This window comes from Myroides albus, from assembly GCF_024722315.1.
GTDB classification, from domain to species: Bacteria; Bacteroidota; Bacteroidia; order Flavobacteriales; family Flavobacteriaceae; genus Flavobacterium; species Flavobacterium album_A.
Genome location: NZ_CP102754.1, coordinates 925,139 through 942,854, shown reverse-complemented (window position 1 = coordinate 942,854; position 17,716 = coordinate 925,139). Strand labels below are relative to the sequence as shown.

Sequence of the window (17,716 nt, the reverse complement as noted above, 5' to 3'; positions counted from 1 at the left end):
TTAGGTTTTCTTGCACCTTTCTCGCACCTTTCTTCGACAAAACCACCCTCTGGGATAGAAAACCCCCAGAAAAGGCCTATCAGTCCCCAAGGAAGTGCAAGCTAAGACCGCTATTACAGCATTCGAGTATACTTTTAAAAACGCGTTAAGTTCATGCTCAGTTGTAGTGATTTTATCAATAGTGAATGCACAGATGTTTTGAATTAAATAGGTGTGAACAAACACCTTAGAAAAGGTTACCTCTTGTTTTTTGTAAAACGAACTCATGCTAATTAAGTGAATTTTTTAGAAAGATAAAACCAGAGTCTTTCAAGGTAGGCTTTTTAGTAGGTTATACTTCTTAAAAATGTGGCATTTTGCGTTTAAATGTTGTAATTTTAACAGTCAAAATTTTAGGGTTATGGAATTTGACTATTTCGAAAAGATTCGAAAGATTAGAACTGGTATTCGTTTCTATAGTGAGCTGTTAATCGAAGCTTCATGGAATATGTGGAATATCAAAACAAGGGTGGGAATTTTCTTTTTCTCATTGTTAGTAGCTCTTGGGGGAACGTACTTTTTATCACCTGAGGTGTTTACAGGAGCGCAGAAATACACCATGTTTATATTAATTTTCTCCATTCTTCTATGGGCAACAGAAGCTATACCTCCCTTTGCGGTAGGTATTATGATTATTGGTTTCCTTGTCTATACAATGGATAATATTGAGGGAGCAACTTTGTCCTCCCAAGAGATTTCGGATACTTGGTCTGATAATGTTATTTGGATATTCTTAGGAGGTTTCTTTTTGAGTGAGGGGATGCGGAAAACCAATCTCGATTTATCTCTATTTAAGAAAACGATTTCAATATTTGGATCAAACCCCAATACGTTAGTATTGGGAATCATTGTTGTTACTTCCGTTCTATCTTTGATTATATCTAATACAGCTACAGCAGCGATGGTGTTGGCATCGGTTATGCCACTTATAGATAGAGAAGGGAAAGACTCTATGATGTCAAAGGCAATATTGGTTAGTATACCAGCTGCTGCTACTTTTGCAGGTATGATGAGTATGGTGTCAACCCCTCCAAACTTAATCGTTGTGAACGTTTTAAAGTCAAAGGGTTTTGATGTAAGTTTTACACAATGGTTCTTTTTGGGATTTATACCAGCAACAATTTTGTTGGTAGGTTTTTGGTTTGCTGTTGTTAGAAAATATACTTCGAAAGTAAAAGGTCTTGATGTATCCTTTGTAAATAAAGCTTTAGAGTTAACTAAAACTATGAGGCTACAGCGCCTAATAGTTGTTATTATTTTGTTTATAACAGTAGGAATGTGGATGTTTGGAAATAGATTGAATATTCCTACAGCTGGTGCAGCTATGGTACCTATTATGTTTTTACCAATGCTTGGAATTATAACGGCTGAGGACGTGAGAAAATTGCCATGGGATACCTTGATGTTAGTAGCTGGAGGTTTAGCCTTGGGTATGGCAATTAAAGAATTATTGGCTCCATATTATTCTCAGTTTTTAGCTGATATGGAGTTTAATGTAGTGGTGATGATGATAATATTTGCAGTGGTAACTGTCTTGTTTTCTAATATTATGAGTAGTACAGCAACCGCAACAATTGTCATAAACATTGCGGCAATTGTTCTACCCCATGATCAGTTACTACCTGTTGGTTTAGTAGTGGGACTTTGTTCTTCATGTGGATTATTTTTACCAGTTTCTACACCGCCAAATGCCATTGTTTTTGGTACGGGAATGTTGAAACAGAAAGACTTTGTTCTCGGGGGATTGTTTGGGGCACTTTTAGGTACAGTGATTATTGTCCTTTGGGTTTTACTACTTCAAAACTTTACTACATTCTTTGATTACATTTAATAAATAATACATAGTTAAATATAAAAAAGAGGTCAATTGATATTTCAGTTGACCTCTTTTAGTAATAAGAAAAATAGCTTTATTTCTACAATCTTTCTAAGTAGTTTGTTATAATACCATCTACTTTTAGTTCTTTCATTCGATTGATATCTTTAATTTCATTTACAGTCCAAGGGTAAATTTTAAGATTAGCTTCCTTGATTTTAGAAACATTTGTCTTGTTTAATTTTTTGAAATGTGGATTGATAGCTACTGCTTTGACCTTATGTGCAAATTCAATTGCGTCAGCAGGTTCTTTGTCTGTCAATACAGCTATATCCAATGTAGGGTCTAATTCGTAAATCTTCTCTAACTCCTCCCATTTAAAGCTCGAAATAATAAAGTTTGAATTGGTCCAACCTTTTCTCTTAAAATCTTTAATGATTTCAATCGTTCCTTCAGCTGTATTAGAACCTTTTAGTTCAATATTCAAAATAACTTTCTTGTCAATAGTAGATATGACTTCTTCTAAAGTAGGAATTCGATAATTACCTGTGACTAACAGTTTTTTTAATTCTTCTTTAGTATAGTCTTCTATGTTACCAGTTCCGTTGCTCACTCTATTGAGTTTTTCATCGTGAAAGACCATTAAAGAGCCATCCTTTACTTTGTAAACATCAATCTCTATTGCATCACACCCCATCTCTAAAGCTTTTTGTACTGATTCAATAGTATTTTCAGTTACGTGCCCCATTGCTCCTCTATGCGCAATTTTTAGGGGATTATATTCTTGTGCAAACGAAATAGAACTCATCGATAATGCAATTATTAATATACTCTTTTTAATGTTCATTGTATTGTTCTTAATGATTTATTCAAAGGAAATAAAATTCAATTAATCTAACTTTATCTAATCATTAAGTTTGTGTAAAGAAAAGAGGGTGTCCCAAAAGGTCACCCTCTTTTGTATTATATAAAACGTTACTTTTCTCTTAGATTAAAAGTTCTTGCAATTAAAACGAGTTTTAGACTTATAATTTGTCATTTTTCGTTTATCAGTCTCTTTTTTAGGATGAAAATTGTTGTTTAAAGTCGATTTTTCTCTATTCTTAGTAAGTTTTCTTAAATTATGTGCAAGAGCCATCAGTCCAAATTCAATTTCGACCATTTCTAATCCTCTTAGAGTAAACCTAGTAAATTTGTTGTTGCTTTTTAGTTGTCCAAAAACAGCTTCTACTTCTACAGGTCTTTTACTTCTATGATATTTACCGCGTTCAGAGTTGAGTAATTCTCTAATATGTTGTTTTATTTGAACCAATCTATGATTCATAGAGACTGTTCTGTTTTCTGCTGCTTTATTACATAGCTCTTTTAACGAGCATTTCAAGCAGTTAGAAGCTTGATACAGATGTGTTTTTGACGCAAAACCAGTGGTGGTGTATTTAGTACTACTTCCAATATTAGGTAGCTTTTCTCCATTTGGACATAAGATGTAATCAAACAATTTATTGTAGTAAAGATTGTGTTGTAGAAAAGGGTTGTTCTTCCAAGCTCTTTTCTGTTCCATATGAAAATAATTAAATTTCACATAGGGCGTTATTTCTCTTTCAAGTAAATACAGATAATTCTCTTCGCTACCATACCCAGCATCTGCTACAACTTCTTTACTTTGTTGTGCATAGGTTTGTTCAAAAGTCTCTAGATGATTGATTAAGGTAGTGGTGTCAGTTGATTTTTGTGCAATAGTATAATGTGTAATAAATTGATTTTCAGTACTTATTTGAGTATTGTAGGCAGGTTTAAGTTGCCCGTTTTTCATGTGATCTTCTTTCATTCGCATAAAAGTAGCATCTGGATCTGTTTTACTATAACTATTTCGAGTACCTAAAGTTTCTAGTTGTTGTTCGTATTTTTGCAAGCGAGGTAAATGCTCGTCTTCTAACTGTTTGAGCTGTTTAGCTGTAGGTTTGGGTAGGTCTGCCCTATGTTTATTTAACTGAGTCACTTTTTCTTTAAGCTCTAAACTATCAATATTTTTGGAACAGTGTTCTTTTGCGAGTTCACTTTGATCCTGTTTGATTTGACCCTCTATTTCTGTGAGAACATCTTGAATTTTTGTTTCTAATTTAGCCTTGTTTTTCTCCACTGAACCACGCCATACAAAGGTGTATCGGTTAGAGCTAGATTCAATTTTTGTTCCATCAATATATTGAACTTGTAAACTAACATATTGTAATTCTTGTAACAGACGAACCACATCTGCAAAAAGCTGATGGATTTGACCTTTCAATCGCTTAGCGCGAAAATAATTAATCGTGCGATGATCAGGCAAGCTATTACCAGATAACCACATAAAATAAATGTTCTCCGTCAAAGCCCGTTCAATCTTACGCGATGAATAAATATTATTGAAATAGGCGTAGAATAAGACTTTTATCATCATACGGGGATGATAACTGGTGGTCCCTCCTCCTTTGTATTGACTTAAAATAGAACTAATATCTAACTCATCAACAACAGCATTGATAAGACGAACAGGATGGTCTAGAGGAATTTTAGAAAAAATATCTTCAGGAAATAGACTCGGCGATTTTAAACTTTCAGATTTGAACATTATATTTGTCTTTCTTATTGTTTGGTTGCACCTTGAAGATAATTATTTTTGAGGACAAACAATGAAAAAACCCCGCCTTTTTTAGACGGGGTTTTGTTTTTTAGGCTTTTTAGACAGCCTCTTTTCTTTATTTTACGGGTGTACCAAATAAGTCAAACTCATAAGCACTATCGATGTGAATATCTGCAAATTCACCTATTTTTAAGTAGTGTTTAGTAGCATCTATTCTTACCTCGTTATCTACGTCTGGACTATCGAACTCAGTACGTCCGATAAACTCAGTACCTTCTTTTCTATCAATGATACAACGGAATGTCTGTCCTATCTTCTCTTGGTTTAAGTCAAAAGAGATTTGTGCTTGAATATCCATAATTTCATTCGCACGAGCTTGTTTAACTTCTTCAGGAACATCGTCCTCCAGTAAATAAGCATGTGTATTTTCTTCATGAGAATAAGTGAAACATCCTAAACGCTCAAACTTCATCTCTTGTACCCAATCTTTTAGGATTTGGAAGTCTTCTTCTGTTTCTCCTGGGTATCCTACGATTAATGTCGTACGGATAGCCATACCAGGTACGGCTTCTCTAAACTCTTTTAATAGCTTAGTTGTCTTCGCTTGTGTAGTACCACGACGCATAGACTTTAAGATATTGTCAGAGATATGTTGTAGAGGGATGTCTAAGTAGTTACAGATCTTAGGTTCTCTCTTCATTAGTTCTAATACATCCATAGGGAATCCTGTAGGGAATGCATAGTGAAGACGGATCCATTCGATACCTTCTACTTTCGCTAAGTTCTCTAATAGCTCTGCTAAGTTTCTCTTTTTGTATAAGTCTAATCCGTAGTAGGTCAAGTCTTGAGCGATCAAGATTAACTCTTTTACTCCGTTTTTAGCTAATCCTTCAGCTTCTTTTACTAATTTCTCGATCGGTTGAGATACGTGCTTTCCTCTCATTATTGGAATAGCACAGAAACTACAAGGACGGTCACATCCTTCAGCGATTTTAAGGTAAGCGTAGTTTTTAGGAGTAGTCGTCAGACGTTCTCCTAATAATTCGTGTTTATAGTCAGCTCCTAATGCTTTTAACAACAAAGGTAAGTCTGTCGTACCGAAGTATTGATCTACATTAGGGATTTCAGCTTCTAAATCAGGTCTGTATCGCTCAGATAAACATCCAGTAACGAAGACCTTGTCAACAATACCTTCCTCTTTTTTCTCTACGTATTCTAAGATTGTGTTTACTGACTCCGCCTTAGCGTTATTAATAAAACCACAAGTGTTGATCACCACAATATTAGCTTCATCATTAGCAGCCTCATGTGTTACCTCTTTTCCACTTGCTTTTAATTGTCCCATTAACACTTCACTGTCGTAAACGTTTTTTGAACAACCTAAAGTAATGACGTTGATTTTATTCTTTTTTAAAGTTTTGGTTCTCATTGATTTAAAAAAATTGGACTGCAAAATTACATTTTTTTTAGCTACAAAACATCTGCTTTAGTATATTTATATGATACACCTTTGCAAAATGGAAACATTCTGTTTTATAATAAAGTTGGATATGTGGTTTTGTAAGGAGAAAATAAACTTGTTTATGTACAATTAATTATACTTAAGGTCGCAATTAGTCTTTGTGGCTTATGGTTTTAACTATTTGAGTAAAGTGATAGCCATTTTAGCAAACTTAGGCTCTAGTCATGAGGAATGGTCTTATACTGCTTGAATAGCAAGTTTGTAAAGTAGAGACAACTTTGTGATGAAGTCAGCTGTATTCTAAGTTTTCGTTAAGGGATAGTAGGTTGTATTGAGGTATCCTGAATCTACAATCAAGGTAGGAGAGGAAAGAGTAAATTGTTTTTGTGTTTTACAATCGTTAGAGACTGTTGAGATAAGAGTTCTTCTCTATTTTGAATAGAGTAAGGTATGTACGTCATTTCTGATTTTAGACCTATTTCCAGTATTCTGTTATAAGTTCTCATGGATGTACCTAATATAAAAACGGGTGTCAGTATTCTGACACCCGTTTTTATATTGTATTTGTTTTTAATGCAATTGTTATAGTCTGAATATACCTCCAAAAGCAATAACTGTTTGTCCAAACCAAAAGTTGTGCATTGCTTTATCCGCTTTATCAGAAGTAGTACGTACGTCATACATATCTATAAAACCTCCTTTTAATTCAGCTTGAATAAAGAAGTGTTTAAAGAATGTAACGTTCAAACCTGCTTTTGCAGATACACCTAATCCTGCAACGTGGAATTCATCATATCTTTCTTTACCTAATAATTTAGTATTTGTCTTTGGGTATACTATACCAAAACCAACACCTTCAGTAAGGTTAATTTGTACTTTATCTGTATTCCATACTCCAAAAAGTTTTGAGATATCATCTACGCGGTTGATCTCAAAGTTTAGGTAGTTTAATCCATCTGTATGTTCAAATGTTAAGAAATCATCTGTTAACAATACTCTGTCTGGATCACCTTCGATTGTTTCACCATATGTACCTTTACCTGGATAATACCCTGAAAGCTTCACCATTTTATTTTGATCCATTACATATTTCATATGGTCTACACCAATCGAAATATTGTATTTATCACTAATAAAATACCCGATACGAAGATTCGTTTGTGGAATAGTCATACGAGATGGGTTTATATAGTCAATATGCCATCCTTTTGGCTTATCAGATGCTTGTACATCTTTAATCGTGAAATCATAATCATTTCCTCTAAACGTGATGTCTGAGTTTGAAAAATATCCACGGTTACCTCCCCAGTAAATATAAAATTTACCTTTATTTGAGTCTGTATAACGCAAAGGTGTTGTCACAGCTTCTTGAGCAAAACTTATTGTCGAAGAAAATAGAGTTAGCACAGCTATTAATTTGTAAATATGTTTCATAAGAATTTTTATTTAAGTAGTCTTTTATTAATCTGCAAAGGTACAATAAAAAATCTCTTTGCGAGTTTCCTCAGCAAAGAGATTGTTAGTTGTTTAAGTTCTAAAAACAAAGTTTTAAAAAGTGATGCTATAGGTAAGATTTATCCAATTCTCTTTTGATTTAACAGTAGCATTGGAATATAAATTATTATAAGACATATCCACTAAAGTAGTTTGGTAGTTTCTTGCAGTATGATTGTAAGACAAGTCTAATCTAGACGGACCGAAGTTATATCCTAAACCTAAAGAGAAACTGTTTAAATCACCTACGTATTTAGTGTTTTTGTATGGGCTTTGTTCAAATCGATATCCCCCTCGTAAACTTACTTGTTTGATTTTGTATTCAGCTCCAATTCTTAATTCACTGGCAACCTGTAGTTCATTGTTGAAATCTTGATTAATATCTTGATATTCGTTTGTAGGTTTATATTTGTTATTAGAATAGTCTTTCAAAGAGTAATCCACACTGATTAATCCTTTTTCTTGGAAAATATAAGCTAAACTCGCAGTGTATTTAGAAGGAGTTTTCAACTTGTAAGTAGGCGTTTTTAACACTACATCAGGATAGATAAAATTAGTATTGTTATCATAACTCATTTGCGTTCGAAGCCCTTGATATAGTTCATCTTTTAACGAATACCAAGTTGGTGACTGATAAGATAAACCTCCTCTAAGTCCCTCTGTTATTTGAGCAATTGCACCAATATTAAAAGAAAATCCTGTACCATACGTATAGGTGCTATTCATGAAAGAGATGTTCTCGTCTTTGCCATTAGATGAGTTTCTTGCTGTTTGATAAGATGCACTATCTACTGTATAGTCTACGGTGTGTATATTTAAGTTTGCCCCAACATAAAAGCGATCGCCTAATTGAGCTGCAAAGTTACCACTAAATAAGCCTGTACTTCCAGAAGTGCTTATGCTACGCGATTGGTGAAAAGGAGTGTCAGTAAGGAAATCATGGTGATATCCTTCAGCATTGTTGTTCTCAGTGAATAAACCTCCGTTATAACCCAAAAACGCATTTCTTCCTGTTAATCCACCGTAGTAATTTGCACGTAGATAACCATCAGTAATCGTTGTTTGCTGATTTTCTGGACTAATATCGCCAAGAGGGATAGGACCACCATTTGGCCCACCGTGATTAGCAATTTGTAAAAAGTAATCACCTAGTGAATTTTCATCACCAATACCTCTAAAGCGCACATTGTTACGCATATTATTAGTACTCTCGTAATTAACTCCAATACTAAATTTTTTCATTACGGCATCCGATTTAAAAGAATTGAAAACAAATATAGCTCCTAATTGTCCAAGGTCTAATCCATCATAATTCTTCTTGTCGTTTGTGCCATTATAGTTTGCCTTATTGCTTTTATTGACAAAAGACATTGAAAATGCAGCGTTATTGTAATTAAAGATTGCACCCCCAGCAGGGTTAATTTTTAAAGCTGATAAATCACCTCCAACTGCACCAAATGCTCCGCTCATTGCTCTAAAACGAGCTGTACCATTAAGATCATTTTCATTTAAGGGCATTGCGCTCTGCATATTAGTTTCCTGCGCATATGAAGATAGCGTAAGGCCTAACAATGCTCCAGATAAAGCTATTTTTTTTAATTTCATAATTAATATATGTATATATATCTAAAGTGAATAATTATCTACTGTATGTCGTTCTAGATCCTCCACCTGAAGAACTGCTTCTACTATAAGAGGAAGAAGACGATGAACTACCTCTACTATATGATGAGCTACTTCTGCTATAAGAAGACGGAGTACTGTTACTACTTCTACTATATGTACTTCTTGAATAGTTGTTGTTTGAATTTGAAGAACTATTATTATAGTTATTTCTACTATATGAAGAAGAACTGTTATTGTAGTTTCCAGAGTTGCTATAATTTGTTCTACTGTAGTTTGATCTATTATAGGAGTTACTCGAATTAGTGTTGTAGTTGTTTCGTGAATACGATGATCTATTGTATCCATTATTTCCTACATTACCTCTGTTATAAGAAGTTCTACTATATGTATTTCTACTATAAGAAGGATTACGAGAATATGAAGTACTATTATTTGTTCTGTTGTATGACGTTCTACTATATGTAGTAGGATATCTTGAACCTGCATAATAAGTAGGTCTATATGAGTAAGAATGGTAATAAGGATATCCCCAATAACCACCATGTCCCCAATGACCGCCATAATAGCCATTCCATCCAAATCCGAACCCAAAGCTTAGACCCCAGCCCCAACCTCCATAATAATATGGATCGTAAAATGGATCATAAAAAGCATTGTAATATGGGTATCCATAATAAGGCGATCCGTAATAAGGATAGCCATAGCCATAACTGTTGTTATAGATATTTATTTTGACGTCATTAGGTTGACTGCCCCAAGTGCCATAGCTTTTTGCTGAAAGTTCTCTTTGTTGTTGAATACTGTCATTTACAGGCGAAATATAATTATTTACATCTGTAAAATATTCTAAATCATCACTTTTACTGGCAAAATATTGCTGGTAATAGTTTTGCTGAGGTTGTTGAACCACTGCTCTGTTGGAATTACTATTATATATACCATCATCGTAATACGATGTATTATAGTATGAACCACATGAAACAGTAAATACACCTATTGCAAGTAAAGCATAGAGTTTACTTGTATTTACGAAGTTTTTTACAAATGTTTTCATTTCCCTGTTTTTTAATTGTTGGTCAAAACAAATTTAATTAGATTTGTGGAATTATTATAGTTAATTAAGAGTTAAACAATTTTAACTGCTAATATATTAAAAATGAGCAAGAATATTACTAAAAGAAGCGAAGATTACTCTAAGTGGTACAATGAACTTGTTGTCAAAGCAGATTTGGCTGAGAATTCAGGAGTACGTGGGTGTATGGTAATAAAACCATATGGGTATGCAATCTGGGAGAAGATGCAGGCAGAGTTAGATAGAATGTTTAAAGAAACTGGTCACCAAAATGCTTATTTCCCCTTATTTATCCCCAAGTCTTATTTTAGTAAGGAGGCGAGTCATGTAGATGGATTTGCAAAAGAATGTGCAGTAGTTACTCACTATCGTTTAAAGACAGCGGAAGATGGTAAGACAATTGAAGTTGATCCTGAAGCGAAATTAGAAGAGGAATTAATTGTACGTCCAACTTCGGAAACAATTATTTGGGATACTTATAGAAAGTGGATTGAGTCTTATCGCGATTTACCAATCTTAGTAAATCAATGGGCTAACGTTGTACGTTGGGAAATGAGAACTCGATTATTTTTGAGAACAGCAGAGTTTTTATGGCAAGAAGGTCATACAGCACACGCTACAGAGAAAGAGGCTATTGCTGAAGCAGAACAAATGTTAAATGTATATGCTGATTTCGCTGAGAACTTTATGGCTATTCCAGTTGTAAAAGGATTTAAAACAGCAAATGAGCGTTTCGCTGGTGCTGTTGAGACATATTGTATTGAGGCATTAATGCAAGACGGTAAAGCTTTACAGGCTGGAACATCACATTTCTTAGGACAAAATTTTGCTAAGGCATTTGACGTTAAGTTTACTTCTCAAGAAGGAAAACAAGAGCATGTATGGGCAACTTCGTGGGGTGTGAGTACAAGATTAATGGGTGCATTAATTATGACACATTCAGATGATAATGGATTAGTATTACCTCCAAACTTGGCACCAATACAAGTGGTTATTGTTCCTATTCACAAAACAGATGAGCAGTTAGAAGCTATTCGCGAAGAAGTGAAGAAGATCACAGATAGATTTAAAAAACTAAACATCTCCTTTAAGTTTGATGATCGTACATCATTTAAACCAGGATGGAAGTTTGCTGAATATGAATTAAAAGGAGTTCCTGTGCGCTTAGCTGTAGGGCCAAAAGATTTAGAGAATGGCACTTTTGAAGTAGCGCGTCGTGATACATTGACAAAAGAAACTATATCAAAAGAAGGTATTGTTGAGTATATCCAAGATTTGTTAGAGGAAATACAAGCTACATTATTCAAAAAGGCATTTGATTATAGAGAAGCACATATTACTGAAGTAAATTCTTTTGATGAATTTAAAGAAGTCTTGGAAGGTAAAGGTGGATTTATTTCAGCTCACTGGGATGGTACAACAGAGACAGAGGAGAAGATTAAAGATCTTACGAAAGCTACAATTCGCTGTATTCCAATTGATAGGGTGGAAGAAGATGGTGTATGTGTGCTAACAGGCAAGCCATCTAAGGGAAGAGTGTTATTCGCAAAAGCGTATTAAAATTATATTTTTTTTGTTTTTCTCTTGCGGGATAAAAAATTTATTGTAGTTTTGCATCCGCATTAGAGAAACAAATGGTCCGTTCGTCTAGGGGTTAGGACGCCAGGTTTTCATCCTGGTAACAGGGGTTCGATTCCCCTACGGACTACAAGATTTTCTATAAGAGAAATAATCTAATGCAAATTGGTCCGTTCGTCTAGGGGTTAGGACGCCAGGTTTTCATCCTGGTAACAGGGGTTCGATTCCCCTACGGACTACAGGTTCTTTTTTTATGAATCAATTATTGAAATTTATGGTCCGTTCGTCTAGGGGTTAGGACGCCAGGTTTTCATCCTGGTAACAGGGGTTCGATTCCCCTACGGACTACAGATTCTTCTGAGTCAAACATTAATTTCGGTCCGTTCGTCTAGGGGTTAGGACGCCAGGTTTTCATCCTGGTAACAGGGGTTCGATTCCCCTACGGACTACAGATTCTTTTGAGTCAATAATTGAAATTTTGGTCCGTTCGTCTAGGGGTTAGGACGCCAGGTTTTCATCCTGGTAACAGGGGTTCGATTCCCCTACGGACTACGAAGTTCTTTCTTTTAGAGGAACAACAAGATTGATGGTAATGGTCCGTTCGTCTAGGGGTTAGGACGCCAGGTTTTCATCCTGGTAACAGGGGTTCGATTCCCCTACGGACTACAGAGAAAAAATAGTATAGACTTAATAAAATATTTAAACGAAATGGCAAATCATAAGTCAGCTTTAAAAAGAATTAGAAGTAACGAAAAGAAAAGAGTACTTAACAGATATCAGCACAAAACAACTCGTAATGCGATCAAAGCTTTACGTTTGATTGAAGATAAAAAAGAGGCTGCTGATAAATTACCTGTAGTAGTATCTATGATTGACAAATTAGCAAAGAAAAATATTATCCACGATAATAAAGCTGCTAACTTGAAATCTAAGTTAACAAAACACGTTGCTGCATTATAATAATTGCAAAGCAAGTGTCTTTTAAAGTTAAGAAAAGAATACAAGCTCTCAATTAATGAGAGCTTTTTTTGTTGATTTATAGCCAAATTCGTATTTTACAAAATAACTAATTTAAAATCCTTATATGACACCAATTAGGAATATTGCTATCATAGCACACGTTGACCATGGTAAAACTACGATGGTGGACAAAATATTACACCACTGTCAATTATTTCGTGAGAATGAAACTTCTGGAGAATTAATTTTGGATAATGAGGATATCGAGAGAGAAAGAGGTATTACTATTACTTCTAAGAACGTATCGGTAAACTACAAGGGAACTAAAATTAATATTATTGATACTCCAGGGCACGCTGACTTTGGTGGTGAGGTGGAACGTGTATTGAATATGGCTGATGGTGTTCTTTTAATTGTAGATGCTTTTGAAGGACCAATGCCTCAGACCCGTTTCGTACTACAAAAAGCAATTAGCTTAGGTTTAAAACCTTGCGTAGTTGTTAATAAAGTAGATAAAGAGAACTGTACGCCAGAAGAGGTTCACGAGAAAGTATTTGACTTGATGTTTGAACTTGGAGCTGAAGAATGGCAAATGGATTTCCCTGCTGTTTATGGTTCTGCAAAGAACAACTGGATGTCAACTGATTGGAAAAAACCAACAGATTCATTTGAACCATTATTGGATATGGTTCTTGAGCACATACCTCAAGCTGAGGTTAAAGAAGGTACTCCACAGATGTTAATTACATCTTTAGATTACTCTACATTTACAGGACGTATTGCTATTGGTCGTTTACATAGAGGTATTTTAAAAGAAGGAATGAACATTTCTTTGATTAAAAGAGATGGAAAAACGGTTAAGTCTAAAATTAAAGAAGTACATACGTTTGAAGGATTAGGACGCAAGAAAGTATCTGAAGTGCAAGCTGGAGATATTTGTGCTGTTGTAGGTATTGATGGTTTTGAAATTGGTGACGTTATCGCTGATTTCGAAAATCCAGAAGCATTACCAACAATCACTATTGACGAGCCTACGATGAGTATGTTATTCACTATTAATGACTCGCCATTCTTTGGTAAGGAAGGTAAATACGTAACTTCAAGACACATTAAAGATCGTTTAAACAAAGAGCTGGAGAAAAACTTAGCACTACGTGTAAACGAAACGGATAGTGCTGATAAGTTTATGGTATTTGGTCGTGGGGTATTGCACTTATCGGTTTTGATTGAGACAATGCGCCGTGAAGGATATGAATTACAAATTGGTCAACCACAAGTTATCATCAAAGAGATTGATGGTGTTAAATGTGAGCCAGTTGAAGAATTAACTATTGATATTCCTGAAAGCTTATCTGGTCGTGGAGTAGAATACGTTACATTGAAAAAAGGTGAAATGTTAAGTATGGAACCTAAAGGTGAGCGTATGATTATTAAATTCTTAATTCCATCAAGAGGAATTATCGGTTTAAGAAATCAGTTGTTAACTGCTACTGCAGGAGAGGCAATTATGTCACACCGTTTCTTAGAATATCAACCATACAAAGGAGAGATTGCAGGACGTAACAATGGTTCTTTAATTTCTATGGAGAATGGTAAAGCTATTCCTTATTCTATTGATAAATTACAAGATCGTGGTAAATTCTTCGTTGATCCTAATGAAGACATCTACGAAGGTCAAGTAATTGGAGAGAATACACGTAGCGATGATATGACTGTTAACGTTACTAAAACGAAAAAGTTATCTAACGTTCGTTCTTCTGGAGCAGATGATAAGGCACGTATTGTTCCTGCTATCAAATTCTCTTTAGAGGAAGCTTTAGAATACATTCAAAAAGATGAGTATGTTGAGGTAACTCCTAAGTCTTTGCGTTTAAGAAAAATCTTCTTGAAAGAGACAGATAGAAAACGCAATACTATTAAATAAGAATCAAATTTTATTTTTGATATACGAAGTCAGCTTAGCAATAAGCTGACTTTTTTATTTAGTACAAATGCGGTAATTACCTTTTGTTTTTTTATTTGAATAATTCGAGTAATTAGTGTTTTGATGCAGTATTTTGTCAGTTTGTAAAGAACTGCTAAATATATTATTTGGATTAAATTATTTAATAAAACGATTATATTATGATTTTTTAATTAGAACTTCTGAGAGAAATAATGTTTTGAAGATGTAGATTTTATAAGATTCATAATTTTTATTTCTGCTATTATAAGTCCGAAATATTATTAAATTTGTAATTTGAATCAAAAATCACAACCTTAGGTTATAAATATGGCAAAGTTCGAATTGAAATTACCCAAAATGGGTGAGAGTGTTGCTGAAGCAACCATTACAAACTGGCTGAAGAATGTAGGGGACCGCATTGAAGCTGATGAAACAGTATTAGAGATTGCAACTGATAAAGTTGATAGTGAAGTTCCATCAGAAGTGGAAGGGACTTTGGTTGAGATATTATTCCAAGTAGACGATGTTGTTCAAGTAGGGCAAACAATCGCAATTATAGAAACAGAGGGTGATGCAGCTGCACCAGCTCCATCTGCTGTTAGTACTTCATCTGAATTTAAAGCTGTAGCAGAAACAGTAGCTGCAGCAAAAGAAGCTGTTGCGACTCCTGTTGATTTTGCAGATTCTGATAAATTCTTTTCTCCTTTAGTAAAAAATATTGCTAAAGAAGAAGGTATATCATTAGCTGAATTAGAATCAATCACTGGAACAGGAAAAGATGGAAGAGTTACTAAAACTGATATATTAGCTTACGTTAAGAACAGAGGTAACCAACCTCAACCTGTAGCGGCAAAAGTAGAAGCTCCAAAAGCAACTCCTGTTGCTCCAACTGCAACTAAAGCGGCGCCTGTATCTGTAAATGGTGCGGATGAGATTGTAGAAATGGATCGCATGCGTAAACTTATCTCAGGATATATGGTGAAATCTGTTCAGACTTCTGCTCACGTGCAATCATTTATCGAAGTAGACGTTACCAATATCGTAAACTGGAGAAATAAAGTTAAAAATTCATTCGAGAAGAGAGAAGGAGAGAAACTTACGTTTACACCTATCTTTATGGAGGCTGTTGCTAAGGCTTTAAAAGACTTCCCTGGAATGAATATCTCTGTAGAAGGTGACTATATCATTAAGAAAAAGAATATTAACTTGGGTATGGCTGCTGCATTACCTAACGGAAACTTAATTGTGCCAGTAATTAAAAACGCTGATCAATTAAACTTAGTTGGCATGGCTAAAGCAGTTAATGACTTAGGTAATCGTGCTAAAGCTGGTAAATTAAAACCAGACGATACACAAGGAAGTACATATACAGTAACTAACGTAGGAACTTTCGGTAGTGTATTCGGTACACCGATTATCAATCAACCTGAAGTAGGTATCCTTGCTTTAGGAGCTATCCGTAAAGTACCAGCGGTTATCGAAACTCCAGAGGGAGATTTCATCGGTATCCGTCAGAAGATGTTCTTATCTCACAGTTATGACCACAGAGTGGTAGATGGAGCATTAGGAGGACAATTCGTACAAAGAGTTGCTCAGATCTTAGAAGCTTTTGATCCAAATAGAGAGATATAATACTCATTTAAAATATTTTATTTAAACGGTTTCACCTTTGTGAAACCGTTTTTTTATATCTTGTTTTGTCTAAAGGTTATCATACAGTATGAAAGAAGCTTTTTTAAATTGGAGTAGTGGAAAGGATGCAGCCTTCGCTTTATATCAATTGCAACAGAGTAAAGAGTTGCAAGTTACCCGACTCATGACAACGGTTAATGAGCACTTTGGACGTGTTTCAATGCACGGAATACGAGAAAGTGTTTTACGTCGTCAAGCAGAGTGTCTCGGTTTGCCTATTGATGTCGTATATCTACACGAGAAATTAACTTTGCAGGAGTATGAAGATATCGTAACGCAACAGTTGCAAAAATATAGTGAACAGGGGATTTACGATAGTGTATATGGCGATATTCTTTTAGAAGATCTGAAAACCTTTCGGGAGCAACAGCTTGCTCGATTAAGTATAAATGGGGTGTTTCCGCTGTGGAATCGAGATACAACAGCATTGATTCACGAAATGGTTGATAGTGGACTGAAGACAATCGTAGTCTGTGTGAATGAGCAATATCTCGACAAGAGTTTCGTTGGACGTACGATTGACAAACAATTTATAGCTGATTTGCCAAAAGGAGTTGATCCATGTGGAGAGAACGGAGAGTTTCACACCTTTGTATATGATGGGCCGATGTTTCAGAAACCTGTTCCTTTTGAGATTGGAGAAAGGGTGTATAAGACATACGATGCTCCAAAGCAATGTCATCAAAAGGAAATCCTACACTATGGCTTTTGGTTCTTAGATATTCTGTGAGACAAATTGCGAAAGGAGAATTTCGGGAACAGCCACTACCGATTTACTTTGGTAATTGAAAGTAACCATGCCTGTCTTGGCTTTAGCAATAACTTTAGTTTCTGTCTGTACGAGATAGTATAAGTCAAAGCCCACTCTGCTAAAATCACCAGCAACCAGTTGGATGGATAATACATCTCCGTAGAAGGCTTCATTTTTATATTCAATAGCGACATCAGCCATAATTAACCCTACGCCGGCACAATCCATTTCTGTATATCCGAAGTGATTCAAAAACATCACTCTCGCTTCGTGCAAGATAGAGAGCAGTTTGTCGTTGCCTAAGTGATTGCCATAGTTTAAATCTGTGATTCGCACAGGTATTGATACTTTGTATGTATAGTCAGTAGGCATAGTAATTTTAATTCGAGACATAGTATAGGGATTATTTTTAAATGCTACCTTTCATTGATAGCGGGATTAAACAAAGCTAACGCTATGCGTAAAAATACTAAAAAGCCAATGTTTAAAGTAATTATTTTGCGAAGTATTGCTTTTGTACTTAATTATACTGAGTATATCCAGCATGTAGCCATGCGCTGTGTTTTACAGAATATTGAGGATTGGATTATCAGTTATGAACATTATGTATATAGGAAAAAAAAGACTGAAAACCGCAGTCTTCAGCCTTTTTAGGGACAAG

At 35.0% G+C, this 17,716-nt stretch carries 14 protein-coding genes and 6 tRNA genes; 13 read left to right on the top strand and 7 right to left on the bottom strand.

Annotated features, from left to right (window positions below; translation table 11 throughout):
- Positions 1-400: 400 nt before the first annotated feature.
- Positions 401-1,870, top strand: coding sequence for an SLC13 family permease (locus NWE55_RS04465; protein WP_155091034.1), 1,470 nt, complete (start codon positions 401-403; stop codon positions 1,868-1,870).
- An 85-nt stretch (positions 1,871-1,955) separates the two neighbouring features.
- Here the strand turns inward: NWE55_RS04465 and NWE55_RS04460 are convergent, their stop codons facing one another.
- From NWE55_RS04460 to NWE55_RS04435, 6 genes are all read right to left on the bottom strand, one after another.
- The gene (locus NWE55_RS04460) at positions 1,956-2,702 is read right to left on the bottom strand and encodes a glycerophosphodiester phosphodiesterase (RefSeq protein ID WP_155091035.1); all 747 of its coding nucleotides are present in this window, start codon (positions 2,700-2,702) and stop codon (positions 1,956-1,958) included.
- A 144-nt stretch (positions 2,703-2,846) separates the two neighbouring features.
- A complete protein-coding gene (locus NWE55_RS04455) occupies positions 2,847-4,463 on the bottom strand; it encodes an IS1182 family transposase (protein ID WP_258204638.1) in 1,617 nt (538 codons plus the stop codon).
- Between the two features lie 127 nt (positions 4,464-4,590).
- The gene (gene rimO, locus NWE55_RS04450; RefSeq protein WP_155091036.1) at positions 4,591-5,904 is read right to left on the bottom strand and encodes a 30S ribosomal protein S12 methylthiotransferase RimO; all 1,314 of its coding nucleotides are present in this window, start codon (positions 5,902-5,904) and stop codon (positions 4,591-4,593) included.
- A gap of 615 nt (positions 5,905-6,519) precedes the next feature.
- Positions 6,520-7,371: a hypothetical protein gene (locus tag NWE55_RS04445; RefSeq protein WP_155091037.1), complete on the bottom strand. Its 852-nt coding sequence runs from the start codon at positions 7,369-7,371 to the stop codon at positions 6,520-6,522.
- A gap of 114 nt (positions 7,372-7,485) precedes the next feature.
- Positions 7,486-9,036, bottom strand: coding sequence for an OmpP1/FadL family transporter (locus NWE55_RS04440; protein ID WP_155091038.1), 1,551 nt, complete (start codon positions 9,034-9,036; stop codon positions 7,486-7,488).
- Positions 9,037-9,070: 34 nt separating this feature from the next.
- Positions 9,071-10,111: a hypothetical protein gene (locus NWE55_RS04435; RefSeq protein WP_155091039.1), complete on the bottom strand. Its 1,041-nt coding sequence runs from the start codon at positions 10,109-10,111 to the stop codon at positions 9,071-9,073.
- 102 nt (positions 10,112-10,213) lie between these two features.
- On the opposite strand from NWE55_RS04435, the gene proS reads away from it, so the two are divergent.
- The 11 genes from proS to NWE55_RS04380 all read left to right on the top strand — a co-directional run bounded on the left by proS (position 10,214) and on the right by NWE55_RS04380 (position 17,034).
- Positions 10,214-11,689 (top strand): proline--tRNA ligase, encoded by a 1,476-nt coding sequence (gene proS / locus NWE55_RS04430; RefSeq protein ID WP_155091040.1) that lies wholly within the window; start codon positions 10,214-10,216, stop codon positions 11,687-11,689.
- A 76-nt stretch (positions 11,690-11,765) separates the two neighbouring features.
- Positions 11,766-11,837, top strand: a tRNA-Glu gene (locus NWE55_RS04425).
- Positions 11,838-11,874: 37 nt separating this feature from the next.
- A tRNA-Glu gene (locus NWE55_RS04420) sits at positions 11,875-11,946 on the top strand.
- 37 nt (positions 11,947-11,983) lie between these two features.
- Positions 11,984-12,055 (top strand) — tRNA-Glu (locus NWE55_RS04415).
- Positions 12,056-12,084: 29 nt separating this feature from the next.
- A tRNA-Glu gene (locus NWE55_RS04410) sits at positions 12,085-12,156 on the top strand.
- Positions 12,157-12,187: 31 nt separating this feature from the next.
- Positions 12,188-12,259: transfer RNA gene (locus tag NWE55_RS04405), tRNA-Glu, on the top strand.
- A 42-nt stretch (positions 12,260-12,301) separates the two neighbouring features.
- Positions 12,302-12,373 (top strand) — tRNA-Glu (locus tag NWE55_RS04400).
- Positions 12,374-12,415: 42 nt separating this feature from the next.
- The gene (gene rpsT, locus NWE55_RS04395) at positions 12,416-12,667 is read left to right on the top strand and encodes a 30S ribosomal protein S20 (RefSeq protein ID WP_155091041.1); all 252 of its coding nucleotides are present in this window, start codon (positions 12,416-12,418) and stop codon (positions 12,665-12,667) included.
- A gap of 124 nt (positions 12,668-12,791) precedes the next feature.
- Positions 12,792-14,591: a translational GTPase TypA gene (gene typA / locus NWE55_RS04390; RefSeq protein ID WP_155091043.1), complete on the top strand. Its 1,800-nt coding sequence runs from the start codon at positions 12,792-12,794 to the stop codon at positions 14,589-14,591.
- Positions 14,592-14,939: 348 nt separating this feature from the next.
- Positions 14,940-16,244, top strand: coding sequence for a dihydrolipoamide acetyltransferase family protein (locus NWE55_RS04385; protein WP_155091045.1), 1,305 nt, complete (start codon positions 14,940-14,942; stop codon positions 16,242-16,244).
- Positions 16,245-16,332: 88 nt separating this feature from the next.
- Positions 16,333-17,034 (top strand): Dph6-related ATP pyrophosphatase, encoded by a 702-nt coding sequence (locus tag NWE55_RS04380; RefSeq protein ID WP_155091046.1) that lies wholly within the window; start codon positions 16,333-16,335, stop codon positions 17,032-17,034.
- Here NWE55_RS04380 and NWE55_RS04375 read toward each other — a convergent pair.
- Positions 17,020-17,448, bottom strand: a complete 429-nt coding sequence (locus NWE55_RS04375) for an acyl-CoA thioesterase (protein WP_155091047.1) — start codon at positions 17,446-17,448, stop codon at positions 17,020-17,022. The genes NWE55_RS04380 and NWE55_RS04375 overlap by 15 nt on opposite strands.
- Positions 17,449-17,511: 63 nt before the next feature.
- Between NWE55_RS04375 and NWE55_RS04370 the strand changes: the two genes are divergently transcribed.
- Positions 17,512-17,709 carry a hypothetical protein gene (locus tag NWE55_RS04370; RefSeq protein WP_155091048.1) on the top strand — a complete coding sequence of 66 codons (198 nt, stop codon included), beginning with the start codon at positions 17,512-17,514 and terminating at the stop codon, positions 17,707-17,709.
- The last annotated feature ends 7 nt before the right edge of the window (positions 17,710-17,716 follow it).